Here is a 24,975-nt window from a genome sequence, read left to right as displayed (position 1 = left end):
CGGAGCCTCCGGCACCAACCCATCACACACCGATCCGGCCGAACCCGGCCGCACAGCAAGGAGATCCACCGTGAAGGCGAAGACCGCTCTGCCCCGTCCCCGCAATTCCGTTCTCACTCTCGGCGTGGCGGCGGTGGGGGCGACGGCGGTGGCGCTGGCGCTCACCGTGCCCGCGTCAGCCTCGGCCACGTCGACCAGCCCGGCACCGAAGCAGAAGCCCACCGTCGTCCTCGTGCACGGCGCCTTCGTGGACGCCTCCAGCTGGAGCGGCGTCATCGGCCGCCTCCAGGGCGACGGCTACAAGGTGATCGCACCCGCCAACCCCCTGCGCGGACTGGCCAGCGACGCGGCCTACCTGCGCAGCGTCCTCAAGACCATCGACGGCCCCATCGTGCTGGCCGGACACTCCTACGGCGGCGCCGTCATCAGCCAGGCCGCCGCCGGGAACAAGAAGGTCAAGGCCCTCGTCTACGTCGCCGCCTTCGCCCCCGACCGCGGCGAGAGCGTGACCTCGGTGAACAGCAACTTCCCGCCCGCACCCCTCGGCAATGCGCTGGTCCCCACCCCCTACCCGCTCCCCGACGGCAGCACGGGCACCGAACTCTCCGTCCAGCCCGACAAGTTCCACGAGATCGTCGCCGCCGACGCCCCCGAGGCCGTGGCCAACGTGGCCGCCGCCGCACAGCGCCCCGCCGCCGCCAACATCTTCACCGACATCTCCACCAGGGCCGCCTGGAAGACCATCCCCTCCTGGGGCGTGATCGCCACCCAGGACCAGGCCATCAACCCCGACGCCCAGACCTTCATGGCCAAGCGCGCCCACGCCCGCATCACCGAGGTCGACGCCTCCCACGCCATCCCCCTCACCCGCCCCGACACCGTCACCGACGTCATCGAACAGGCCGCCAAGACGACCGTCCGCTGACCACCCCCCGAACCGCGACCCGCCCCGCCGGGTCCCCCCCACCCCGGGAGGCCCGCATCGCAGGCACCGTCATCGGCGCACGCGCCAACGACGAAACCGTCGACGCCTCCCCATGGAGCAGGCACACGGCCACCGCCGACAAGGTCGCGGTACCGCAGGTCGTCTTCACCGCCCCCGAAGTCGCCTCCGTGGGACTCACCACCCGGGACGCCGAGCGGACGGGGCGCAGGGTCGACGTGGTCGACTACGACCTCGGGCTGCTGGCCGGGGCACAGCAGTACCTCCCCGGGTACCAGGGACGCGCGCGGATGCTGGTCGACCCCGAGCGGGGCACCGTCGTCGGCGTCACCTTCGTCGGCCCCGGCGTCGCGGAACTGGTGCACTCAGCGACCGTCGTGATCGCCGGAGAAGTGCCGGTGGAACGACTGTGGCACGCGGTACCGGCATTCCCCACCATCGGTGAGGTATGGCTGCGGTTGCTGGAGACGTACCGGGGGTGAGGTGGAGTTACCCGGCGCTGCCGGGGGTGCTCCCGGTGAGTGCCCCGTCGCTTCCCCGGCCTGCCCTTCCAGGGTCAGGCCGGGGTCCTCGGCCTCCCAAGGGCCTGGGGGACCAGCCACCGCCTGCAAGGCGGGGAAGTCGCTGATCCGGCAGGGCGTCTCCAGCGTGACTTGACAGCGGTTAAGCTGACCGGACATATTGGAACTGGCGAAAAGGAGTGTGGGAGATGCCCAGGCCAAGTATGCGTGAGCACCTGATCGAGGCTGCCTTCGACCGCTTCCATGAGCACGGCTTCAACGGCAGCGGCATCAAGGACATCACCGACGCGGCCGGAACCCCGAAGGGTTCCTTCTACAACCACTTCGACAGCAAGGAGTCCATGGCCGTCGAGGTCATGAGCCGCTACGCCCGCGGGCGCCAGATGCGGATGCTCGCCGACACCTCGACCAGCGCGGTCGACCGCGTCCGCGCCCACTTCGAGTTCATGTCGAAGGACCTGGAGCAGCACGACTACGCCCGGGGCTGCCTGTTCGGGAACTTCGGGGCGGAGCTGTCGACACAGAGTCCGGTGATCCGGGAGGAAGTCGCCCGAAGGCTGGCGGGCTGGGAGTCACTCCTCGTCGCCGCCCTGGGCGAGGCCCAGGAAGCCGGGGCGCTGGCGAGCGACGCGGACACCGCGCTCCTCGCGCGCTTCCTGGTCAGCGCCTGGGAAGGAGCGGCACTGCGGGCGAAGATCACTCGCAACGGGACACCGATCGACGACTTCTTCGCGGTGCTGAACTCACTCCTCCAGGACGCGGCGCCCGCGGATGGGGCGGACACGCAGAACGCGTGACGCACCGACGGTCGATCCGGCCCGGGTCGGCGGAGCGGCTCAGCGGGGTGTGAGTTCGCCGGCATAAATGGCCCGCATCGCCCGCTCGACATACTCGTCGTTCTCCCCGACCGGAGCGACATAGTCGAGCACCGCGCGCGCCGCCTCCTCGCCTAGTGTGCGGGTGATCACCCAGGCTCCGAGATAGTGGGACGCCAGACAGCCACCCGCCGTGGCGACGTTCCCCTCCGCGTGGAAGGGCACGTCCAGGACGGTGACGCCACGGGCCTCGACGTAAGGCCGGGTCATGATGTCGGTACAGGCCGGCATGTCACCCAGAATCCCCAGGTGCGACAGCACCAGAGCGCCGGAGCACTGCGCCCCGATCAACTGCCGTGACGCGTCCAGCGGCAGCATCGACAGCAGTTGTCCGTCGGCGACGACATCGCGGGCCTTCACTCCGCTGCCGATCAGTACGACATCGGCTTCGGCCACGAAGTCGAAGGAGCGCTGACCGGTCACGTCGACGCCGTTCATCGACGTGACGACCGGGGTCGGCGTCGTGATGAACGCCTCCAGCCCGTCCTTGCGGCACCGGTTGATCACCGCCGAGGCGATGAAGCTGTCCAGCTCATTGAATCCGTCGAACGTCACTACTGCCACCTGCATTGCAACCCCCTCCAGCACGGCATGGCGCGACCAGTGACCAGAATCGAATATGACCAGTCGTATTGTCAAGGGCTGACATTCGTCAGGCACCCACGATCGGCGCGCCACCAGGGTTGACAACTTCAAAACGACCGGTCATTTTTGATGCGTTGATGCAGATGATCCACCGCCCGACCGATCAACGCGCCCAGCGCGCGGCCATACACACCCCCAGGGCATCGACAAGGGAGCCGACCGTGAGCGACAAGGCGCAGGGACTGCGTGAGCGCAAGCGCCTCAAGACCGCTCTCCTCATCTCCGACACGAGCCTTGAGCTGTTCGAGAAACAGGGCACGGCGGGCACGACCGTGGACGAGATCGCCGACGCCGTAGGCATCTCCCAGCGGACCTTCTTCCGCTACTTCCCCCGCAAGGAAGACGCCGTGTTCTGGAACAGCTTCTGGAGCACCGACCACCTCACCCACCTCGTGGACCACGCCGCCCTCGACATCCGCGCGGGCACCGACCCCGTCGCCGCCCTGCACCACCACTGGACCCGGACCTTCACCGAGTTCATCGGCGACGACACCGCACTCCACCGCTTCCTACGCCTCAACCGACTGATCCACACCGACCCCGCACTGCTCACCGCCGCCCTGGAACGCAACCAAGCCTTCGTCCGGCACGCCGGAGACCGGCTCGGCGCCGACCTCGCCCCCGCGTTGCCCGCCTGGGCCGCCCGCACGGCCGTCGCACTGGTCTCCTCGGTGTTCCGTGTGACCCTGGACGAGGTGGCGCGCCGCGAACGGATCGACGCTCCCGCCGACATCGCTGCGGTGCACGGGAACGTCGTCGGTGTGCTCCGCTCGGCACGTATCGCCCTGGAGCCCGGTGTGCGGGGTCCCCAGCCACAAGGAGCCTGCGCTCCGGCCGGACCTGCCCTCGATCAGGGCCTCGGCTGATCGGGGGCGTCCGCGCCTCGCCGTGCCGGCCGGTGGCCGTACACATCGGCCCGGTCCACGGACAGTTCGTCGAGGACCGTGACCAGGTCCTCGGCGACGCGCTCGGTGGAGTAGCGCCGTGGATGCCCTGCGAAGAGGGACAGCTGTGCCCTTGCACATGGGCGGAGGCGTACGGCGGAGCCCTGTGGTGGTGGCGAGCGGGACGCCGGGCTCATGTCACAAGATCGGTGGGCCGCCGGTCAATGGGGTGAGCCGAACGTCGACGGCACGGATGTGTACCAGGTCGTCCTGGAGGAAGAGCGCCGCATGGACCCAGGTGAGACGGTACCGATCACGGAGCTCTTGGACGAGCGTCGGTTCCTGCTGGATGTCGCGTACTGGATGCTGGGGAGCCCGGCCGCGGCTGACAGCGTGGTCGATCAAACCTACCGCCGGTGGTACGAGCTGTCCGAGACCGAGCGTCGTCGGATCGCCGTTCCCCGGTCATGGTTGGCCAGGACCGCGGGCGGGATCTGTCTGGACCGGCTCGCACCAGCGGGCCCCGGTGCGACGGGCCACAAGGAGGAAGAGGCCGGTCGGGTCGTGCGGAACGTGCTGGAGTCGTTGTCCAGTGCAGAGCGGGCGACGTTCGTGCTGCGCGTCTTCGGAATGACCGAGGGAACGGTCGCCGACATCGTGGGCCGCCCGGAGCCCTCGGCCACGGAACTCGCCGATCGTGCCCGGCGCTGGCTCGCAGTGCAACGTTCCCGGCCCACGACGCCACAGCGGCAGGAAGCCCTGGCTCGTGCCGTCCGGGATGCCTGCCTCACCGAGGACGCCGAACAGCTCGCCGCACTGCTGTGCCCGGACGTCACCGCGTTCTTCGACGGTGGTGGCAAGGTACGGGCGCTGACCGGACAGGTCCACGGCAGCCGACAGGTCGCGGGCAGTCTCCTCACCCTGTTGGCCCGCCACCCGCGCTCCGCCCTGACCACCCATTCCGTCAATGGCCGCACCGGACTCGTCGCCCGATACGGGCAGGAGGTGGTCGGCGTCCTCGGCCTCGACATCACCGACGACCGTGTCGCCCAGGTCTGGGTCATGCTCAATCCGGACAAGCTGCGGTCCTGGAACAAGCCGCACAGGCACGGTGGCCCCCGCTTCGACCAGACGCGGTGACGCCAGGGCCATCGGCGAGCAGACCGGGGCCGGTCTCAGGAGGGAGCGGGACGTACGCAAGGTGTCGTGGAGGGGGCACAGCGCCTGTACACGGCATGTGCGCCCACACGCGCACCACGCGCACCACCCCGGGGCCCGGTCCGGGGCTGGCGCTGGTCGTGCGAGCCGTGGTTCAGAGGCGATCCTCAGGTGCCACATAGTCGAAGGTCGGGCCCACCGCGAGACCGTCGTCATCCTGGAGGGCCATGAGGCTCTGCGCCTGTCCCTTGATCGCGTACATCGTGCCCACCGACATCCCCAGCATCGCCGGGTGTCCGTTGAAGGTCTGCTCCAGCTGGTGCAGCATCGTGCAGTACGTCTTGTTGAACTCTTCCTGCGCTGTGCGGATCGGGCTGCCCTCGGGGTGGTCCTCCAGTCGCGGGTTGGGGCGCAAGGGCCGGATGCCGGCGGGGTCCACGGTGACCGCCTCTCCGGTGGGACCGGACTCAGGGGTGTCCCCGGGCTGGTAGCGCCGGCCCCGCGCGAGTTCCTGGAACCGGTAGTAGTGCGAGACCGCCTTGGTCTCAGGGTGGAACAGATCGACGTCCCCGTCCCAGACGTCGGCACGGGCCGCGCCCTCGCCCTGCTCCACGATCTCCGCCAGCGCCACGAGCGCCGAGCTGAGGTCGGTCACGGGGCTGAGGTGGCCGGCCGTGTGCGCGAAGGGGCCGCCGGTGACCTGACGGCTGGGGTCCCCCGTGAAGACCTGGTCCTCACCCAACTCGGTGCACAGGTGCAGCAGGCCCTTCTCGATGGCGTCGTAGAACTGCCCGATGGTCGTGTAGTGGTCGCCCTCGGCGGGGTCTCCCGGTCGCGCCGGCTGTTCGAGGCGGAGGAACATTCCGAGGGCCTCCTGCCCGAACGGCAGCAGGGCCAGCTCGATGGACCGGTCGGCGTGCGGCATGGTCCGCGGGTGCGGGGCCAGCAGGTGGGGCGCGTCCAGTCGGGGGTGTCCGCCGACCGCGTTGAGCAGGTTCGCGACCAGGGCGAGGTGCAGCATCTCCTCGACGAAGACACCGCCGACGAGCTGTGCGGCATCCGCGTTCCGCGCGGGGTCGAGGGAGTACAGGGCTGTCAGGTAGGGCGGCAGTGTGGAGTGTTCCACTTCGATGGCCCACTGCAAGTGGGTACGCAGATCGTCCAGTGTGGCGATGCCCGTGGCCGAGGGCTCATCGGCAGGGTCGAACGTGTCCTGAAGCATGGCGAGGAGACTCACTTCCGGTGTCGTGGTGCAAGGGCGGCGGCGGTGCGCCGGTGTCGTCCCGTCCCCGCCGAAGCGGTGGGTGCGCCGCCGAAGCGGTGGGTGCGCCGCCGAAGCGGTGGGTGCGCCGCCGAAGCGGTGGGTGCGCCGCCAGGAGGCGGGCACCGCCCTTGATTCACCCTCACTGACCGCACGGGACCACCATCTGTGACACCGAACGGGATCTGTTGTGCATACCAACGGTGTTTTCTACACGCGGCGTCGATGCATCGTGGAGATGAGACAGTGTTTCGACTGGTGTCCAGTCGGGGGTGAGTTCCCGCTTCCCGACGAACGAACCGATCAGCGCGCCGGGTCCTCCGTCGTGCTCGGCGCGTGGTCGCGGTGACGCATGGTCAGGGAGGCCGCCACGCTCGCCGCCGCCACCCCGCCGGCCCACAGCACCGCCCATCTGCCCGCGAACGTGCAGGCCAGGATGGCGGCGGCGGTCATCGGCAGGACCGCCTGATGCCGCAGAGACGGCTTGTGGTGGCGTGCGTGGAGCAGCCAGGTGGAGAAGACGAATCCCGCCGTGGGCACGGTGACCGCGGCGGCGGCACTCAGGCCGCTGATGGGGGCCTCGCCGGTGACCTGGTCGATCGCGATGTGGAGTCCCGCACCGATGGCCGCGGCGCTGCCGAAGACGACGTAGTGGCCGTATCCCCACAGGAACGCGGTTCTTCGGGCGCGCAGATGTTCGTGGATGGGAACCATGAAGTAGATCCAGTAGGCGGCGAAGACGATCAGCAGGCCACCCGCCGCGATGGGCAGCAGGTCCGCTGAACTGCCCCTGTCCAGGGCTCGTTGGACGGCCACGGTTGCGGCGGCGACCGTCTCGCCCAGCACGATCAGGGTGAACAGGCCGTAGCGTTCGGCGATGTGCCGGGGGTGCCAGGGGGTGGTGTCGCCGCGCTCCGCCACCACGGGTACGGCCAGTTCCGCGGCCACGAGCAGGACGAACACCCACATCTGGGCATCGCCGCGGGGCAGGAACCCGAAGGCCACCCATCCGGCGGGCAGAAGGGCGATGCCACCCGCGTACCGCCGGGCGGTGGTCCGGGCGCCGCCCTGTGCACGGCCGGCCGCTCTGATCCACTGGCTGGTCAGGGCCAGCCGCATCACCACATAGCCGCCCACGATGATGGAGTAGTCCGCGTGGTCGAAGGCCCGCGGCACCCCGGCCGCCAGGACGAGGACGCCCGCGATCTGCACCAGCGTGAGGAGCCGGTAGGGCACGTCGTCGGTGTCGTAGGCGGTGGCGAACCAGGTGAAGTTCATCCAGGCCCACCAGATGGCGAAGAAGACCATGGCGTAGCCGATGACTCCCTGGCCGGCGTGTCCCGCCGCCACGGCGTGCACCAGCCTCCCGCCCGCCTGGGCGACGGCGACCACGAAGCACAGATCGAACAGGAGCTCCAGCGGGGTGGCGCTGCGGTGCGATCCCGCGGGGTCGCGCCCGACCGTGACGCGCGACCGCGGCCCCGGCACGGTCCCGCTGTCCGTCGGACTGCCGATCCGCTCTTTCACGGTCCTTCTTCTCCTCTCCCGGCCGTCGGTGTCAGGACGGACGGAGTTCGACGACGACGCGGTAGCCGGCCGGTTCCGCGGTGATGTGCAGGCCCGGGTCGTCGAACATGCGCTGGAGCGAGGCGTGCCATTCAGGGTTCCCGGTGGCTGTGTCGAGCGCGGCGCCCGAGGTCCACTCGGCGACATGGACGAACCGTGTCTCGGGCGCGTCCGCGAGGGGGCGGTGCGGCCGGGAGCGGAGGAAGCCGGGCTGGGTCGACATGATCCGGGCGTTCTCCTGGTACACCTCGGTGAAGTGGTCGGCTTCGTCCGCGGGCACGGTGTAGTGCTTGATGACAGTGACCGGGCCGTCGACACCGGTCCTCGATTCCAGGGAGTGACTCACACCAAGTGTGACCGGATAGGTCCCAACCGTGTGACCGGCCCTCGGACTTCTTTGCCGCGCGATTACCTTGGTGATCACGGCCCGTACGGGGTCGGCGTCCGCCCGTGCGTACCGCGCGCTCGTTCTCACGCCGCGTGCCGGAGGGGCACCTGTGCCGGCTCTGGGGACCGGTGGGCCGACGGCAGGCGGTGGACACGGCCCTCGGAGACGAGGAACCGCACGAGGCCGTCCGTGTCCCCCGTGTCGGCCGCGGTCCGGAACGCGGTGACGAGGCGCCGGTGCGCGTCAGCGGCGACCGGCCGTTCGCGGGCGCACTGGAGACGGGCCTGCGCGCGGAAGACCACCACGCGCGCGTGCGGGACGCTGATCCGGAGCAACTCCGCGAGTTCGGCGTAGGCGTAGCCGAAACCCTTCCGCAGTACGTAGGCGGCCACTCGATCCGGTGTCAGTCGCGCCATGAGCAGGGCCAGGGACGCTTCGAGCGCCGCAGCCTGCTCGGCCTGGCGCACGGGGTCCTGGGCGGACGGGTCGCCGATGTCGGCCGACTGCCACTCGGCCGGGGTTTCGTGGCGGTGCCATCCTGACTGGACGACGTTGATCGCCAGCCGGGTGGTGGCCGTGGTCAGGAACGCGGCCGGATTCTGGACCGTGGCCCGTTGGGTGAGCTGCCAGCGCAGCCACACCTCCTGCACCACGTCCTCCGCTCGTGAGGCGTCTCCGACGATGCGGCGGGCGATATGGAACAGCCGTGTCCGCTGGGCCAGGAATGTTTCGAGGGCCAGGGACAGGTCCTCCTCGTCCGGCTGGGCGACCGGGCGTGGGGCCGGCGTCGTCGTCTGCGGACTGGGCGCGGACATCGGGGACTCCTCTTCGTGGACAGGCGCCCTGCACAGGGCGATGTGTCCACCCTCGGTCCGAAGCCTCCCGTACCGCGCCCCTGGTGACCGTGGTCGAGTCCGTGGGGACCCCCGGGGACCCCCCAGGGGACCCCCGGGGACCCCCGGGGGGTCCGGGCCCGGCACTCACCCCGCCGGGACCGGGCCCCCGTCCCTGACGTCCGTGACCGCAGTGCTCCCGAGGGCACCCGGCAGCGCGCGCCGGGAGGTGATCCCGAGCTTGGCGTACACCTTCCGCAGGTGCCACTCCACGGTGTGGGGGCTGATGAACAGCTCTGCGCCGATCCTGGCGTTCGTCATGCCGTCGGCGGCCAGCGTCGCGACCTGTGACTCCTGGGGGGTGAGAGCGCTCGTCGGCCCGGTCTCCCGCGCCCTGGCGTGCTCCCCGGTGGCGAGCAGCTCGCGGCGGGCCCGCTCGGCGAAGGCGTGCGCCCGCATTCCGTCGAACATCGAGTGCGCCCTGCGCAGATGCTCCCGGGCGAGCGATCGGCGCTGGCTCCGGCGCAGCCACTCGCCGTACAGCAGGTGGCTGCGTGCCACCTCCACGGTCACACCGCCGCGGCCGAACTCCTCGATCGCGGTCCGGTACAGACGATCGGCCCGGTCACCGTGGGCGAGCAGGGCCTGGCTGCGGGCGCCGGCGCCGCGAGCCCAGCCGGAGTCGGCGGCACGGGTGAGTTCGACGAGCCGGGCCAGCGACGCTCGGGCCTCGTCGAGGCGACCGCAGCGGGTGGCGGCCTCGACATGTTCGACGAGTGACAGGCCGGTGAAGTTGAATCCGTCGTGCTCGATGCCCGTACGAGCGGCCTCCAGGGCGTCCTCGTAGCGTGCCAGGCCGTTGAACAGGACGCCCTGGATGTAGCCCATGGCGCCCAACAGGGAGACCTCGCCTCGTTGTTCGGCCCGGTCCCGGGCTTCTTCGATGATGCCCGCGGCGAGGTCCGCCTCGCCCCGCCACGCGGCCAGGACGAGCGCCGCGTACGTGTGCGGGGCGTGGCCGGTCGCGGCGGCGAGTACGTCGGCCTCGTCGATCATCCTGGCCGCCTCGGCGAAGTCGCCGTAGTGGATGTGCACGCCGCCGGCGTAGATGAGGGCCGGTGGCAGCGCGCCCAGCGCTCCGATGTCACGGGCGAGGCGCACCGCGCGACTGGCCAGCGTGTCCCACGCGTGCAGGTCCCAGGCGTAGTGGATGAACGCCTCCAGCGCGACCGGGACCAGCAGGAGCCAGCGCATGGTGGCCTCCCGGGTGGTGAGTTCCTCGTGCGCGAGCAGGTCCAGGGCGCCGCGCAGGGCCGGGACACCCGTCTCGTATCCGTCCGTGAGGAGTGCGGCCACACCGTCCAGGAGGAGGTCAGCGGCCGGGGAGCCCGACGGTGGGGCCCCGGACCCGCGGGCCGCGATCGCGGCTGCGCGAGCACCTGTGGGGCCGTGGACGCGGCCCGCGAAGATGGTCGCGCTGATCGCCTCCAGATACGTCTCCCGGGCCAGTGGCGACCCGGCGGCGGTGAACTGCGCCGCGGCGTCGAGCAGCAGTGGTGCCGCCTCGTCACTGCGGCTGCGGGCGAAGAGAATCCTGGCCCGCAGCCGCGCCAGTCGGGCGTGGTCCAGGGCGCTGAGGGGGCACAGTTCGGCCACCGTCGCCAGCTCTGTGGCCCGGTCGGGCGCGGCGGCCGAGAAGTGCGCCTCGGCCGCCGCGAGGGCTCGGCGCCCCCGCGGCCGGGGGTCTGGTGTCACCTCGGCCGCGCGTTCCAGCAGTACCGCCTCGGCCGCGATGCCACCGCGCTGCCGTGCGCGGTCGGCGGCCCGCTCCAGCCCGGCGGCGACCTCCTCGTCCGGCCCGTCGGCGGCCTCGGCGGCGTGCCAGGCGCGCCGGTCGGGGTCCAGGACCGGGTCCGTGGCCTCGGCCAGCGCCCGGTGGACCGCCCGGCGTTCTTCGGGTTCGGCTCCGTGGTAGACCGCCGAACGGGCCAGCGGATGCCGGAACCGGACCGACTCACCGAACTCGATCAGACCGGCCGCCTTGGCCGGGCCCGCTTGGGGGGTGATCTCGAGTGCGGTGGCCACGCGGACCAGGAGGCACGGGTCGCCGACCGGTTCCGCCGCGGCGATCAGGAGCAGCGTCCGGGTCGCCGCCGGCAGCGCACCGAGCCGACTGGCGAAGTCCCGTTCGATACGGCTCGCGACCGGCCCTTGGGTGCCTGGGTGCCCCGACGAGTCCAGGCCGTACGCCAACTCGGCGGCGCTGCGCCCACGGGAGAATTCGAGCAACGCGAGTGGATTGCCGTGCATCTCGGCCACGAAGCGGTCCCGGACGCGCTTCTCCAGCCGCCCGCCGACGGCGGCCTCGAGCAGCTCACCGGCCGCGGCGGTGTCGAGACCGCCGATCCGCAGCGCCGGCAGGCCGTCGAGCGCGGTCTGTCCCTCGGGGTCGCGCACCGCGAAGGCCATGGCGACCGCTTCGGCGAGCAGCCGCCGCGCCACGAACTCCAAGGTCTGCAGGGACACCTGGTCCAGCCACTGTGCGTCGTCGACCAGGATGAGCACCGGTCGGGACTCCGAGGCCCGGGTGAGCAGGGTGAGCACGGCGAGGCCGACCAGGAAGCGGTCGGGTGGATCTCCGGCCGCCATGCCGAACGCCACGCGGAGGGCGTCGCGCTGGGGTTCGGGCAGCGCGTCGAGCTCGTAAAGGAACGGGGCGCACAGTTGGTGCAGGCTCGCGTAGGGCAGCTCCATGTCGGCCTCGATGCCGTGTGCCCAGGTCACTCTCACCCGTGCCGCCCGCGCGGCCAGGTGTCTCAGGAGCACGGACTTGCCGATGCCGGCTTCGCCACGGACCACCAGCACCCGGGACTCGCCCTCGCGAAGGCCGAGCAGCAGGTCTTCGAGCGCCGCACACTCGCGCTGCCGGCCGACCAGGTCGGGGGGCGGGCTGGCGATCATGCGACGCGGCTCCTTCGTGAAGGCTCTTCCACAACACTGTCGGAACGATCCTTGTCACGATACCCGGGCCAGGCTCCACACCTTGTGTCGAAGTGTTGTGACGGACTCCACGCAGAAAAGTGCCCCGGGGCTGTCACAAACGGGCCCGCTGTCCGGTCGACCCCTATCCATGATCTTGCCCGTCCGCTGTCGCTGGAGGTCCCATGTCGTCGCTCGGACATCAGCTCGCCACGTCCGTTCTGGTGGTCGGAGCCGGCCAGGCGGGCCTGCGGGCGGCCATCGAAGTCGCCGAAGCCGGTGTCGCGGTCATCGCGGTGACCAACGGCGCGGCCGACGATGTCCCCACCGCGAGGGCAGCCTGGGCTGCCGGGCCGGGGCCGACCGCCGCCGACACGGAGGACGCGGGGGAACGGTATGCGGCCCACAGCGTGCGGGCGTGGATCGCGGACCGCTACGGCGTACGGGGTTTCCACGACGCCGGGCGCCACGGCACGCGCCTCGACCGGCAGGCGCACGGGTGGCCGGAAGAACGCCGGTCCGGCGACCGGTCGTACCGCCGCGCCCTGTCCGACGACGGGGACACGGGTGCGGAGACGCGGCGAACGCTCCGCGAACGTGTGCGGCAACTCGCCGTCCCCGTCCTGCCGAGCGTGTACGTCACCCGGTTGCTGGTCGACGACGGGACGGTGTTCGGTGCCTACGGATTCGACCTCGCCGACGGTTCGCGCTACGTCGTGCACGCCGACTCCGTGATTCTCTCGGCCGGTGGGCACACACGCATCTGGCGGCGTACGTCCTCGCGTCGCGCCGAGAACACCGGTGCCGCCTTCCGCCTGGCCGTCGAGGCGGGCGCCCGGTTGCGCGACCCGGAGATGGTGCTGTTCCACCCCTTCGGGCTGATCAAGCCGGAGAACGCGGCCGGCACTCTCGTCAGCGAGGCGGCTCGCGGTGCGGGCGGCGTCCTGCTCAACACCCTCGGTGAGCGGTTCATGGCGCGCTACGACGCGGAACTGCTGGAGCTGGGCAGCCGGGGCAGGGTGGCGTCCGCGTCCTACACGGAGATCAAGGAGGGCCGGGGCACCCGGTCCGGCGGTGTGTGGCTCGACCTGTCCCACCTGCCGCGTGAGACGGTCCTGTCACGGCTGCCCCAGGTGTACCGGTCCCTGTGGGACCTGACGATGCTCGACATCACCCGGGACCCGATCGAGGTGGCGCCGACCGCCCAGTACGCCCTGGGCGGTGTCCGGGTGCGGCCCGAGGACCACAGCAGCGATGTCAGCGGGCTCTTCGTGATCGGGCAGGCGGCCGGTGCTCCGCCCGGCGCGGGTCTGCTGGAGGAGAACTCCCTGATGGAACCGCTGGTCCAGGGCCGAATCGCCGGTCGGGCGGCGGCGCGGTACTCGGCCGGACGTGGTTCCGTGCAACGGTCGCCGACCGTGGTGCGTGCCGCGGCGACGGACGTGGACCGGGTCCTTGCCGCCGACGACGACCACAACGTCCGCGCGCTGCTGCGGAAGGTACGGCATCTGATGACGGAGCGCGCCGGTGTCGTACGGGACGAGACCGGGCTCGCCGCCGGGCTGGTCGAACTCGACGAGATCGAGGCCCGCGTGGGGTGCGCGGGAGTGCACGTCGACATCTGCGGCTTCCAGGACCTGGCGTACGCCTATGACCTCAGGTCCGCCGTGCTCGCCGCTCGCGCGACCCTCGAGTGCGCGCGGGAGCGGCGCGAGACACGGGGCTGCCACCACCGGTCCGACTACCCTGACGCCGATCCGGACCCGGCGGTCCACCTGGTGTGGTCCCCGACGACCGGGGTGCGACGCGAACCCGTCCCCAAGTCCCCCTCGCCCAACTGACGTGCGGCGTCTCGGCCGGCGCCTGGTCGCCCGAGCCATCACCGGCCCGGCGGACGCCCGCTGTCGGAGCGCGGCCGACCGGAGGGGCGCCTCGCCCACCGCTTCCGCCGGTGGCACGCCCGACCTGTGCTTCCCGTGATCTCGACGGGAGGGGTCTGGCCGCGGCCGGGGTTTCCGGCGGGTGGCGGGAGGCCCATCGGCCACCCGGCCGGAGCCCCGGAGTTCGACCGCGTGCCGCGGCCGGCGTCGTCGGTGTAGGGGATGACGACGAGGACCGGTCCGAAGATCTCCTCCTGGGCGACGACCGATTCGGCGGCGGGGTTCACCACGTCCATCGGCGGCCCCGAGCCCTGGACGGCACGGCCGTCGATCCAGTGGGACGGAGCGGGGGAAGGGAACTCTGGTGTTGATGTTCCTGCCCCCCGCGAACCTCGCCCGTCGCGACGCGGCCATGCCTTCCCATACCCATGATCTCCCTCACTCGCCAGCGCCGCCCAGGGCCTGCCCACCCGGTCGCATACGCTGTTGACATGCGTGTGCGGGGGTCAGGGTGAGCGGGGGCGGTCCCGAGCGGCTGCTCGGTCGGCGCCGCGAGTATGAGGCGCTCGACGCACTGGTCGCGGAGGTGGAGGCCGGACGCAGTGGCGTACTGGTCGTGCGCGGTGCTGCCGGAATCGGTAAGTCCGCTCTCCTGGAGAGCCTGGTGGCACGGGTCGCCGGGCACCGCGTCGCCCGTGGGGCGGGTGCCGAGTCGGAGCGGGAGCTGCCGTTCGCGGGACTGCATCAGGTGTGTGCCCCGTTCCTCGGTCGGGCCGACTCCCTTCCGCCTCCGCAGCGAGAAGCGCTGGCCACAGCGTTCGGGCTGAGCGCGGGACCGCCTCCGGACAGGTTCCTGGTCGGTCTGGCCGTGCTCGGACTGCTGACCGAAGTGGCCGCCGAGCAGCCGCTGTTCTTCCTCGTGGACGACGCGCAGTGGCTCGACAGGGTCTCCGCGCAGACGCTGGCCTTCGTGGCGCGGCGGATGCTCGCCCAACCGCTGGCACTGGTCCTCGCCTCCCGTGCGCGGCGGGGACGCGACGATCTGGCCGGGCTGCCCGAGCTGACGCTGGACGGCCTCGACGACACCGACGCCCGCGCCCTGCTGGACACGGCGGCGAACGGCCCGGTGGACGAGCGCATCCGCGACCGCGTCCTCGCCGAAGCCCGCGGCAATCCCCTCGCACTGCTGGAACTCCCCCACGACCTCATCGAGGCGGAACCGTCCGAGGGGCTCGGCCTGCCCGCTCCCGGTCCCGTGACCAGCCGTGTCGAGCCGGACCACCTCGCCCGGGTCCACTCGCTGCCGGCGACGGCGCGGCGACTGCTGCTGACCGCCGCCGCCGAGCCGATCGGCGATGTGGCGCTGCTCAGACGCGCCGCCGAGCGACTGGACATCAGCCTGGCCGAGATCGGCCCGGCGGTGACGGCGGGACTGCTCGACGTCCGGAACCTGGTGCGCTTCCGGCACCCGTTCCTGCGCTCCGCGATCTACCGGTCGGCCGGGCTCGCGGAGCTGCGGGAGACCCACCGTGTGCTGGCGGAGGTGACCGACCCGGTCCTCGACCCCGACCGCCGTGCCTGGCACCTGGCGCGAGCGGCCGTACGCCCGGACGAGGGGATCGCCGCCGAGCTGGAGTCGTCGGCCGCGCGGGCACTCGCGCGGGGCGGCACCACCGCGGCGGCGGCGCTCCTCGCGCACGCGGCCGTGCTGACGCCCGCCCCGCGGCGCAAGGCGACGCGTGCCCTCGCCGCGGCCGAGGCGAAACTCCGCGCCGGTGCGGCCTCCTCGGCCCGCGATCTGCTGGCGCTGGCCCGGAGCGGAGCCCTGGACGAGCAGGGCTCCGCACACGCGGACCTGGTGGAGGCCCGGATCAGCTTCGCCTCCCGTCGCGTCGACGAGGCGCTCCCCTTGCTGCTGGCCACCGCGCGACGCCTGGCGCCGCTGGATGCCGGCCTGGCCCGCGAGACCTATCTGGACGCCCTGTCGGCCGCCCTGCTCGCGGGGCACCTCGTTTCCGGCGCGGACGCGCGCGAGGTGGCGGTGAGGGCGCGGCAGACGCTGTCACCCGTCACGGGGGCGCCGCGCAACGCCGATCTGCTCCTGCGCGCCGTGACCACCCGGTTCACCGGCGGCCACCGCGACGCGGTCGCCGCATCGCGCGACGCGGTACGCGCCTTCCGCCGGGAGGCCGCCCCGGAGGAAGTGCTGCGCTGGTCGTGGCTGGCCTCGGCGCTGGCGGCCGAGGTGTGGGACGACGAAAGCTGGACAGCGCTGGTGACCCGCCACCTGCGGACGGCCCGCGCCATCGGCGCGCCGACCGAGTTGCCGCTCGCGCTCAACGCGCGGGCCGTCGTCCACACCTGCGCCGGCGAGCTGGAAGCGGCGGCGCCGCTCATCGCGGAGATCGCCGGGCTCCAGGACGCGACCCGTGGCAGCTTCGCGCCGTACGGCGCGATGACACTCGCCGCCTGGCGGGGACGCGCGCACGAGGCCGTTCCGCTGATCGAGGCCGGTGTGGAGGACGCCCTCGAATGCGGTGAGGGTACCGGTGTGGCCGTCGCGCGACAGGCCGAAGCGGTGCTCCACAACGGCCTTGCCAGGTACGAGCAGGCGTTCGACGCGGCCCGTGCGGCGAGCGGGCATCCGCAGGACCTGGTCGCGGCCGACTGGGGACTGATCGAACTGGTGGAGGCCGCGGTGCGCAGCGGGCGCACCGAGGCGGCCGAGACCGCTCTGGCCCGTCTGACCGTGACCACGGACGCGGCGGCGACGGACTGGGCGGCGGGCGTCCAGGCACGCTCCCGGGCACTGCTGAGCCAGGGGGACACGGCCGAAGAGCTGTACCGCGAGGCGATCGAACGACTCGGACGCACCCGGATCGCGGCGGAGTCGGCACGGGCGCGTCTGCTGTACGGGGAGTGGTTGCGGCGGGCGAACCGCCGCGATGACGCCCGGGACCAGTTGCGTGCGGCGCACGCCCTGTTCACGCGGTTCGGCGCGGGTGCGTTCGCCGAGCGCGCCGTCCGTGAGCTGCGGGCCAACGGCGACACGGTGGCCCGGCGCGACGGTGCGGCCACGGCGGCGCTCACCGTGTACGAGACCCAGATCGCGCGACTGGCCCGGGACGGGCTCACCAACTCCGAGATCGGTGCCCGGTTGTTCCTCAGCCCGCACACCGTGGAATGGCACCTGCGGAAGGTGTACGCCAAACTCGGCATCGCCTCCCGGCGGCTCCTGCGCACCGCGCTCTGACCGACACCTCGTCGTGGCCGGGCGGTCCCCCACTGCCCGTCAGCCATGGGGAATCACCGTTCCCGGGGCACGGGAGGCGCGCCCACCACGAGGTGGCCCCGCCCCTGCGAGCGGTCTCCCGCCGGGCACCACGGACATGGGGGGACAGCCGCTCCGGCGATGACCTGGCACGGCCTCCCGCGACCGTCGCCACCTCTCGCGGATGCGATCCGGACGGCCGCGCCTCCCCGCGCCGGACTGTCACACCCGCGTCCCCCGCTCGGTCTGTGCGGAAGAGGGATGGGCGACACCACGGTCCCCGCCCCCGGCCGAGAGGAAGACCCATGACCCCGCGCATCGTGTCCGTCACCGAAGGCGGAGGGCTCACCCGCTCGATCGCGATCGGCACGCACACCCTGACCGCCGACGAACCCGAGCCCATCGGCACCGATACGGGTCCCACCCCGGGAGAGCTGCTTCTGGCCGCGCTGGGATCGTGCACCTCCATGGCCTTGCGGGCGCTCGCCGACCGGCACCGCTGGCCGCTCGAACGCGTCGACGTGGCCGTGCGGTTCGGGGACCGAGGGCACATCGTCAAGAACGTCGGGCTGACCGGTGATGACCTGGAGCCGGCTCAGCGGGAGCAGTTGCTGGCAGCCGCCGGACGCTGTCCCCGTGCACCGCCTGCTGACCAGGGAGGTGACGATCGTCACCGTTCCCGCCCTGCTGGTGGAACCGGATGCGTACGGCGCCTGAGCGCCCCGTAGGGGGACCGCCGTGGCCGGTCGCGCGAATCCCCGCCCCTTGAGGGCGCGTTCGGATCGCCGTGACCTTCACCTGCCCCGCCGAGGTGCTTCCCGGCGCCCGGCCCGCCCATGACGTCGGTGGGTCAGGGCGTGTGCGCCACACCTTCCAGCGGTATCGAGCCGATGTCTTTGCGGGAGGAGATCCCCAGCTTCGCGAAAACCTTGCGCAGATGCCATTCGACCGTGTGGGGGCTGAGAAACAGCCGGGCGGCGATCTCCGGATTCGTGAAACCGCCCTGGGCGAGTCGCGCGATCTCGGTCTCCTTCGCGGTGAGGACCGCCGGTGTGGCCGAGGCGCGCTTGCGCAGCTTCACCCCCGTGGCCAGCAGCTCCCGTCGCGCGCGCTCCGCGAACGCCTCGGCGCCGGCTGCGCCGAGCGTCTCGTGTGCCGCGCTCAGCTGGGCACGGGCCTCGGCCGGACGCTGTTCCCGGCGCAGCCATTCACCGTAGCGGAGCTGTGCCCGCGCTCCGTCCATGTGAGCCCCCGACCTGTCGAGCTGCTCGATCGCTTCCTGATGCAGGCTGTCGGCGGTGGGCCCTCCGCTCACCAGCGCCCGCGTGGCGGCGGAGATGCCACGTGCCCAAGGGGTCCCGCTGACCTCTGTCATCTCCTCGATCACCCGCACGGCGTCGGCCGCATGTGTGGTCCGCCCCAGTCGTACGGCCGCTTCGACGAGTTCCACCCGGGACTGGAGGGAGAGCCCCAGTTCCTGCGGATTCCCGGAACCACGCTCGGCCGCGGCAAACGCCTCCTCATACCGGCCGAGGCCGTTGTGGAGGACCGCCGACGCCCACTGGGTGGCCGTGGTCACCTTGCCCTCGCCCCGCAGCATGTGGTCGTGCGTGACGGCTTCGATCGCCTGCCGGGTCGTGGACTCCCCTCCCTTGAAGGGCTCCACGACGAGCGCTCCGTAGTGCGCGAAGAAGCTGCTGCCCGTGGCCTCACCGATCGCGCTGGCCTCAGCGGCGAGGGAGGCCGCGCCGCGGAGGTCGCCCGCGAACACCCGGTTCGACAGGCGCAGCAGGAGGGCCGAGGGCAACACGGCGAGCGCACCGTGGTCGCGGGCCAGGTCGACCAGTCGCGCCGACAGCTCGGACCAGGCGGCGAAGTCCCAGGTGCCGTGCGCCATGCGGCACACGAGCGGCAGCCATCCCAGACCGTCCTCCCGGGTGAGCGGCTCCGCCCCGAACGCGGCCACGGCCTTCAACAGGAGCGGCGCACCCGCCGCGTAGTCCTCGGTCACCACCCGTGCCAGGCCGGTCAGCAGCAGACCCTCGCGGCTCGCGGTGTCGACCCGGTCTGGGCCGCTCAGCACCGCCTCGGCGACATCGCGGACGCCGCCGGTGGCCAGCCGGCCCGCGGTCAGGGCCGCGTAGATCGCGTCCCGGTAGGTCTGGCCGGCGAGTGCGGAGTCGTACGGCCGGAGCCGCTCGGCCGCGTCCAGCAGCAGCGGCAGTCCGGCGCTCGCGCTCTTGGCCGCGGACATGATCTGTCCCCGGAGCAGGGTCGCCTGGCCGGCTCCGACCTCGTCGAGGTGGCTGAGTTCCGCCGCGTCGACCAGTTCCCGCGCCGCGTCGAAGGCGCCCGCCTGGTACTCGGCCCGTGCCGCGGCCAGCGCCCGCGCTCCGCGGTGTACGGGGTCCGCGGTCAGTTCGGTGGCCCGGTGCAGGAAGGCAGCCGCCGCCGCGATCCCGCCGCGGGCGTGCGCCCGCCCGGCGGACCCCACCAGTTCGGCGGCGACGGCCTCGTCCGGTCCCACCGTCGCGCTCGCCAGGTGCCATACGCGGCGTTCGGGATGGAGTTCCGCGTCGATCGACTCGGCCAGCACCCTGTGCACCCGCCGGCGCTCCTCGAAGTCCACGGCGTGGTACACCGCCGAGCGAACCAGCGGGTGGCGGAAGCGCACCCATGTGCCGAGCGTCATCAGGCCCGATGCCTCGGCGTGGGTCGCGGCGGTGTCCACGGAGATTCCCAGGCGCTCGGCGGCGCGCCGCAACAGGGCCACATCGCCGACCGGCTCGACAGCGGCCATGAGCAGCAGGTGCCGTGTCTCCACCGGAAGCGAGCGGATCCGGCGGAGGAAGCCCGCCTCGATCTGACGGGACATCGGCCGGGCCCCGTGTCCGGCGAAACCACCGGCCATCTCGACGGCGGTCAGGCCGCGCGGCAGTTCCAGCAGCGCCAGCGGATTGCCGCGCGTCTCGGCGACGATACGGTCCCGCACCCCCTGGTCCAGGGGACCGGTGACGACGGAGTCGAGGAGTTCCCTCGACTCGCGCTCGTTCAGTCCGCGTACCGGAAGCTCGGGGAGGTCGGCGAGGATCTCGCGGGAGCCGGACTCGCGAACGGCCAGGACGAGCAGAACGGACTCGGCGAGCAGCCGGCGGGCGACGAACTCCAAGGTCTGGGCCGACACCCGGTCCAGCCACTGCGCGTCGTCGACCAGGCAGAGCAACGGCTCGTCGCCGACCGCCGCGGCGAGCAGACTCAGGGTGGCCAGGCCGACCAGGAACCGGTCGGGCACCTCTCCGACCTGCATCCCGAACGCCGTGCGCAATGCGTTCCGCTGCGGCTCGGGAAGATCATCGAGATGGGCCAGCAGAGGAGCGCAGAGCTGGTGCAGCCCCGCGTAGGAGAGCTCCATCTCCGACTGCACACCGGCGACCCTGACGACACGGCAGCCCGCCGCCCGGCCGAGCAGGTACGCCAGCAGCTCGGTCTTCCCGATGCCCGCCTCACCGCGCAGTACCAGGACGCCGCTCCGCCCGGCCCTGGCGCGGGTGAGAAGGTCATCGAGAACCAGGCGCTCATGCCGTCGGCCGATGAGCCCCGCCCGTGTCCCGTCACCCGTCATGGCAGCCTCCCCGCCGCCACGATACCCCGGCGTTCGGACTCCGCAGGGTTGTCCTGAACTCGCGGCTTCCCGTTCCGCGGGGTCGTCCGGGACTAGGTGATCCGGACGCGTTGGCTCCGGCTCGTCGCCATCGGTTCCGCCCTCCGCTCCAACCTGACCTCGGTGTTTCTCACGGAGAGGAGTGGCGGTGGCCCGGGGGCGAGCGAGGGCGGCGCCGTGGGGCGCCCGTGGCCGGGCTCGGGCGCACCTGGCCGAAAGTTTCCGCCATGGACCGGCGCGACAGCCGGTGGGACGCCCGCGGATCAGGTCACCGACCCGACGACCACCGCCGTGCACACGAAGGTCACCATCGTGATCAGGACCATGGCGATCAGTGTCCCGCGCAGCCACCGCCTGAACCGGATGTGGTGCGCCGCCTCGGCCGCGCCGACGCTGTCGGTGATGTGCCGCGTCACCATGCGGGCCACCCTCCGCTGCTCGTCGAGGTACCACAGCTCGATGGCCCTGCGCTGCTCATGGGTCAGCCCGCCGGTGCGTTCGGTGAAGGCGAACACACGCCGACGCGCGGCGCCGAGATGGGCCGCCCGGTACAGATATGCCTCGATGTCGGCCAGCCCGCGAGCGGCCTGTTGGTTCGTGTTCATGATGCGCTCCCAGAGTCGCCGGCCCGGCGCTCGGAATCCGGACCGGAGATCCATCGGATCGAGGGGGTCGCGCGACGACTCGGGCGTCACCGCGCGGGTGGGACGCGGCGACGCCCGCCGTCGGGCGCCGACCGCTCGACCGACCGGTGGCCCGACGGCGGACGCGCTGAGCACCGGTCGCTCAGCCGGTCGCCCGCGCCGCCGCGTCGATCAGACGCGCGACCTCACCGGGGCGCGAGACGGCGACCGCGTGGGAGGCGGCGACGGTGACCACCGTGGCGTCCGCGCGCCCGGCCATGAAGGTCTGCGCGTCGGCGGGGATGTTCCGGTCCTCGGTGGCCACGAGGACCCAGGACGGGATGTCCTTCCACGCGGGGGCGGAGGCGCCCTCGGCCAGGGCGGCATCGGCCACGGGTCGCTGGGTGGCGGCCATGACCGCCGCGGTCCCCTCGGGGACGTCGGCGGCGAACTGCTGGTGGAACTTGCTCTTCTCTATGTAGAGGTCCGTGACCTGGCGTCCGTCGGGCAGGGTGACCGGCACCGGGTGGAGCGTCTCCCCGAGGGTGCTGCCCGGGAACCTGCCGGACAGGGTGATCGCGCTCTCGCCTTCGTCGGGCAGGAAGGCCGCCGCGAAGACGAGTGCCCTGACGTTGCCGAGTCCCTTCGCGGCGTTGCTGATGACCGAGCCGCCGTAGGAGTGGCCGACGAGGACCACAGGGCCGTCGATGGCGGCCACGAGCTGTCTGACGTACTGGCTGTCGCTGGCCAGTCCCCGTAGCGGATTGCTCGCGGCCACCACCGGGTGGCCGTGGGTCTGGAGCCTGTCGACCACGCCGTTCCAGCTGGAGGAGTCCGCGAACGCTCCGTGGACAAGGACGATGGTCGGCTGCTGTGCGCTCATGGGAGTGGTCCTGCCTTCTTGATGGTTGGGTTCGCACTGACCGGTGGAGGTGACCCCGCCGCGAGCACGGGCCGGAGCGGACATCTGCGCGGGGCGCCACCGATGTCTTTCGCCGCGTCGGTGCCTGTGTCGGTGGCCTACGCGTGTCGTCGGTCGTACGGCTGTGCCGTCGCGGGCGGTCCGCCTCGCGGCACCGGCGGGCAGAGCGGATTCCGGATCAGGGTTACGCGTTCTGAATTCCACCGGGTCCCGGGAATTCGCGTCAGCCCGAGATGTACGCCGGTATTTCTGGTTCTCTTCGCGGAATTGCGCCGCGCGGGATCATCCGGTGGAGAGAGCCTTGCGGAGGACGTGGACGGCCTGCTCGATCGCCGCGGTGGATGCCTGAGTTCCGCGAACCGGATTCAGCATCATGAAATCGTGCAGACTGGCGTTGTAGCGGACGCTGGTGGTGGGCACACCGGCCTGGATCAGCTTGCGGGCGTACGCCTCGCCCTCGTCGCGCAGGACGTCGTTCTCGTCGACCGCGATGAACGCGGGCGGCAGCCCCTGGAGGTCTTCCAGGGTGGCGCGCAGCGGGGAGGCGGTGATCTCGTTCCGCTCCGCGGGGTCGGTGGCGTAGGCGTCCCAGAACCACTCCATGGCCTTCGCGGTCAGATGCGGCCCATGGGCGAAGGTCCGGTAGCTCTCGGTGTCCTGGCCCGCGTCGGTGACGGGGTAGTACAGCGACTGGTGCAGGAAGGTCACGTCGCCGCGCCGCTTGGCCAGGTGGGTCAGGGCGGCGCTCATGTTGCCGCCGACGGAGTCACCGGCGACGACCAGACGGGACCCGTCCAGGCCCTCCTCGGCGCCCTTGGTGGTGACCCACTGGGCAGTGGCGTAGGCCTGCCCGACGGCGACCGGGTACTTCGCCTCCGGGGAGCGGTCGTACTCGACGAAGACCAGGGCCGCCGCCGCGCCCACGGCCAGTTCACGCACCAGACGGTCGTGGGTGCCCGCGTCGCCGAGAATCCAGCCACCGCCGTGCACATAGAGGATCACGGGCAGGCGGCCGGTGCTGCCGACGGGCTTGATGATGCGCACCCGCACGTCGCCGACCTGGGCCGGCACAGTGATCCACTTCTCCTCGACGTCGAGCTTCTCGACGGGCCCGGACTGGACGTCGTCGAGAAGTGCGCGCGCTCCCTCGACACCGAGTTCGTACAGCAGTGGCGGCTTGGCGGTCGCGTCGGCGAATTCCTGTGCGGCGGGCTCAAGAATGATGTGACTCACGGCGTGCTCCTTGTGAGGCGGTGGACGGGGAAAGGCTTTCCACCTCATGAGACCGGGCCGGGAGCCGATGTGTGACGCGCCGGACGGAACGGCGCGGTATTCACTCACCGGCACGGTCTTTGCCGAACTGAGTCCGCGCCGGGCGGAACGGCGCGGTATTCATTCACCGGCACGGACTGTGCCGGTGCAGAGTCCGCGCCGGGCGGAACGGCGCGGTATTCATTCACCGGCACGGACTGTGCCGGTGCAGAGTCCGCGCCGACCCGAGCCGCCGATCCGGCGTCGTCAGTCGGATACCAGCCGGACGGGATCTACGGCCTCGGTAGCAGGGCGCCGTCGACGTACAGATCGACACGCTCGTTGTAGAACGCGGTGAGTCCGGCGATGCGCTGGACGTGGACGGTCGGGAAGTCGTACGCCCAGGCGATGTCCTCATGGGAGGCGGTGTCGCTGTCGAACGACCAATAACCGCTCGTCGTCCCCTTGTACGGGCATCGGGTCACCGTGTCCGAGTGCCGCAGACGGGTCCAGTCGATGGCCGTGCGGTCGAGGTAGTAGCGAGTCGGCAGACCGGTCTCGAACAGCTTCACGCAAGCGGGCGCCTCCGCCAGCACGACACCGTCCAGCTCGACCCGGACACTGCTGCCGGAACGCAGGGCGTCCACACGGGAGTACGGGCTCCGGGGGTGGACGAAGACCGGCTCGTCCTCCTCGAACCAGGAGTCCAGCGCGTCCCACTCGAAACGCACGGTGTCTTGGAGGGCCCTCGGGGCGCCGTCCGCCCAGACCCACGCGGCACCCGCGCGGACCTCCGCCCCGACCTTCAGGGTGTGACGGTGCGCGGGACCGGCACCGAGTTGCTCCGTGTGGTGGTCGTCGTGGAGTACACCGTCCACCAGGTCCTCGACCGGAATACTGAACGCGGGATACGCCTGCCGTTCCCACACGTACAGCGCGCGGCGGGTGTCGAGGACGACACGTCCGCCGATCAGGGCCCGGATGCGGCGGGGAACGGGTTCGACATGCCCGATCGGGACGATCAGGCGTGGGTGGAGAACACTTTCGGTTGCCATGGTGATCACCTTGAGTTCGCTGATGGTGCGCTCCGTGTCCGGTGTCCGCGGCACCCGGCGGGAACGCGTCTCCTCGGGCCGACGGCCCTCGCTGGGTCGTTCGACGCTGTCGGCTGTGCCCGGGGACGATGGACGATCCGGAGGGCGAAGTACGACCATACGTTGTTGTCACACGGTGTTTCAGGTCGGTGTGTGGTCCGGGTCCGGAGAGGGCCCGGTCCGAGTGGAGGGGCGCCGACGATCCACGATGTCACAGATC

The 24,975-nt window shown here is 71.6% G+C and carries 19 protein-coding genes and 1 pseudogene; 8 read left to right on the top strand and 12 right to left on the bottom strand.

Going from position 1 to position 24,975, the window contains the following annotated elements:
• Nucleotides 1–70: 70 nt before the first annotated feature.
• The 3 genes and pseudogenes from AB0D49_RS26165 (at nt 71) to AB0D49_RS26155 (ending at nt 2,261) form a co-directional block, all read left to right on the top strand.
• Nucleotides 71–925: an alpha/beta hydrolase gene (locus AB0D49_RS26165; protein WP_362761629.1), complete on the top strand. Its 855-nt coding sequence runs from the start codon at nt 71–73 to the stop codon at nt 923–925.
• A gap of 47 nt (nt 926–972) precedes the next feature.
• Nucleotides 973–1,425 (top strand): annotated as a pseudogene (locus tag AB0D49_RS26160) (pyridine nucleotide-disulfide oxidoreductase); the annotation flags it as partial.
• Nucleotides 1,426–1,652: 227 nt separating this feature from the next.
• Nucleotides 1,653–2,261: a TetR family transcriptional regulator C-terminal domain-containing protein gene (locus AB0D49_RS26155; RefSeq protein WP_362761627.1), complete on the top strand. Its 609-nt coding sequence runs from the start codon at nt 1,653–1,655 to the stop codon at nt 2,259–2,261.
• Nucleotides 2,262–2,300: 39 nt separating this feature from the next.
• Here AB0D49_RS26155 and AB0D49_RS26150 read toward each other — a convergent pair whose 3' ends face one another.
• Nucleotides 2,301–2,909 carry a DJ-1/PfpI family protein gene (locus tag AB0D49_RS26150; RefSeq protein ID WP_362761625.1) on the bottom strand — a complete coding sequence of 203 codons (609 nt, stop codon included), beginning with the start codon at nt 2,907–2,909 and terminating at the stop codon, nt 2,301–2,303.
• A gap of 236 nt (nt 2,910–3,145) precedes the next feature.
• Between AB0D49_RS26150 and AB0D49_RS26145 the strand changes: the two genes are divergently transcribed.
• The gene (locus AB0D49_RS26145) at nt 3,146–3,850 is read left to right on the top strand and encodes a TetR family transcriptional regulator (protein WP_362761623.1); all 705 of its coding nucleotides are present in this window, start codon (nt 3,146–3,148) and stop codon (nt 3,848–3,850) included.
• Here the strand turns inward: AB0D49_RS26145 and AB0D49_RS26140 are convergent.
• Nucleotides 3,835–4,065, bottom strand: coding sequence for a hypothetical protein (locus AB0D49_RS26140; protein ID WP_362761621.1), 231 nt, complete (start codon nt 4,063–4,065; stop codon nt 3,835–3,837). The two genes, AB0D49_RS26145 and AB0D49_RS26140, sit on opposite strands and share 16 nt — an antisense overlap.
• Between AB0D49_RS26140 and AB0D49_RS26135 the strand changes: the two genes are divergently transcribed.
• A complete protein-coding gene (locus tag AB0D49_RS26135) occupies nt 4,064–5,008 on the top strand; it encodes an RNA polymerase subunit sigma (protein WP_362761619.1) in 945 nt (314 codons plus the stop codon). The genes AB0D49_RS26140 and AB0D49_RS26135 overlap by 2 nt on opposite strands.
• A 172-nt stretch (nt 5,009–5,180) precedes the next feature.
• Here the strand turns inward: AB0D49_RS26135 and AB0D49_RS26130 are convergent, their stop codons facing one another.
• From AB0D49_RS26130 to AB0D49_RS26110, 5 genes are all read right to left on the bottom strand, one after another.
• Entirely contained in the window at nt 5,181–6,248 is a 1,068-nt protein-coding gene (locus AB0D49_RS26130) for a ferritin-like protein (RefSeq protein ID WP_362761617.1), read from the bottom strand.
• Between the two features lie 342 nt (nt 6,249–6,590).
• Nucleotides 6,591–7,775, bottom strand: a complete 1,185-nt coding sequence (locus AB0D49_RS26125; protein ID WP_362761804.1) for a low temperature requirement protein A — start codon at nt 7,773–7,775, stop codon at nt 6,591–6,593.
• 70 nt (nt 7,776–7,845) lie between these two features.
• Nucleotides 7,846–8,199, bottom strand: coding sequence for an antibiotic biosynthesis monooxygenase family protein (locus AB0D49_RS26120; protein ID WP_362761615.1), 354 nt, complete (start codon nt 8,197–8,199; stop codon nt 7,846–7,848).
• A gap of 125 nt (nt 8,200–8,324) precedes the next feature.
• Nucleotides 8,325–9,056 carry a sigma factor gene (locus tag AB0D49_RS26115; RefSeq protein ID WP_362761613.1) on the bottom strand — a complete coding sequence of 244 codons (732 nt, stop codon included), beginning with the start codon at nt 9,054–9,056 and terminating at the stop codon, nt 8,325–8,327.
• 165 nt (nt 9,057–9,221) lie between these two features.
• Entirely contained in the window at nt 9,222–12,035 is a 2,814-nt protein-coding gene (locus AB0D49_RS26110; protein WP_362761611.1) for an AAA family ATPase, read from the bottom strand.
• Nucleotides 12,036–12,238: 203 nt separating this feature from the next.
• Here AB0D49_RS26110 and AB0D49_RS26105 point away from each other — a divergent pair, with 203 nt between their 5' ends.
• From AB0D49_RS26105 to AB0D49_RS26095, 3 genes are all read left to right on the top strand, one after another.
• Nucleotides 12,239–13,894 carry an FAD-binding protein gene (locus tag AB0D49_RS26105; RefSeq protein ID WP_362761609.1) on the top strand — a complete coding sequence of 552 codons (1,656 nt, stop codon included), beginning with the start codon at nt 12,239–12,241 and terminating at the stop codon, nt 13,892–13,894.
• 550 nt (nt 13,895–14,444) lie between these two features.
• Nucleotides 14,445–17,186 (top strand): AAA family ATPase, encoded by a 2,742-nt coding sequence (locus tag AB0D49_RS26100; protein WP_362761607.1) that lies wholly within the window; start codon nt 14,445–14,447, stop codon nt 17,184–17,186.
• 323 nt (nt 17,187–17,509) lie between these two features.
• Nucleotides 17,510–17,932, top strand: a complete 423-nt coding sequence (locus AB0D49_RS26095) for an OsmC family protein (RefSeq protein WP_362761605.1) — start codon at nt 17,510–17,512, stop codon at nt 17,930–17,932.
• A 122-nt stretch (nt 17,933–18,054) separates the two neighbouring features.
• Here the strand turns inward: AB0D49_RS26095 and AB0D49_RS26090 are convergent, their stop codons facing one another.
• The 5 genes from AB0D49_RS26090 to AB0D49_RS26070 all read right to left on the bottom strand — a co-directional run bounded on the left by AB0D49_RS26090 (nt 18,055) and on the right by AB0D49_RS26070 (nt 24,716).
• Entirely contained in the window at nt 18,055–20,826 is a 2,772-nt protein-coding gene (locus AB0D49_RS26090; protein ID WP_362761603.1) for an AAA family ATPase, read from the bottom strand.
• A 302-nt stretch (nt 20,827–21,128) separates the two neighbouring features.
• Entirely contained in the window at nt 21,129–21,470 is a 342-nt protein-coding gene (locus AB0D49_RS26085; RefSeq protein ID WP_362761601.1) for a hypothetical protein, read from the bottom strand.
• A 181-nt stretch (nt 21,471–21,651) separates the two neighbouring features.
• Nucleotides 21,652–22,371, bottom strand: a complete 720-nt coding sequence (locus AB0D49_RS26080) for an alpha/beta hydrolase (RefSeq protein ID WP_362761599.1) — start codon at nt 22,369–22,371, stop codon at nt 21,652–21,654.
• Between the two features lie 321 nt (nt 22,372–22,692).
• Nucleotides 22,693–23,643, bottom strand: coding sequence for an alpha/beta hydrolase (locus tag AB0D49_RS26075; RefSeq protein WP_362761597.1), 951 nt, complete (start codon nt 23,641–23,643; stop codon nt 22,693–22,695).
• A gap of 311 nt (nt 23,644–23,954) precedes the next feature.
• Complete coding sequence (locus AB0D49_RS26070; protein ID WP_362761595.1) at nt 23,955–24,716, bottom strand: DUF427 domain-containing protein; 762 nt, start codon at nt 24,714–24,716, stop codon at nt 23,955–23,957.
• Between the last annotated feature and the right edge of the window lie 259 nt (nt 24,717–24,975).

The sequence above is a fragment of the Streptomyces sp. NPDC048290 genome, from assembly GCF_040652095.1.
GTDB lineage: Bacteria > Actinomycetota > Actinomycetes > Streptomycetales > Streptomycetaceae > Streptomyces.
Note: the sequence above shows the minus strand (reverse complement) of the source record. Positions and strands in the feature narration are given on the sequence as shown.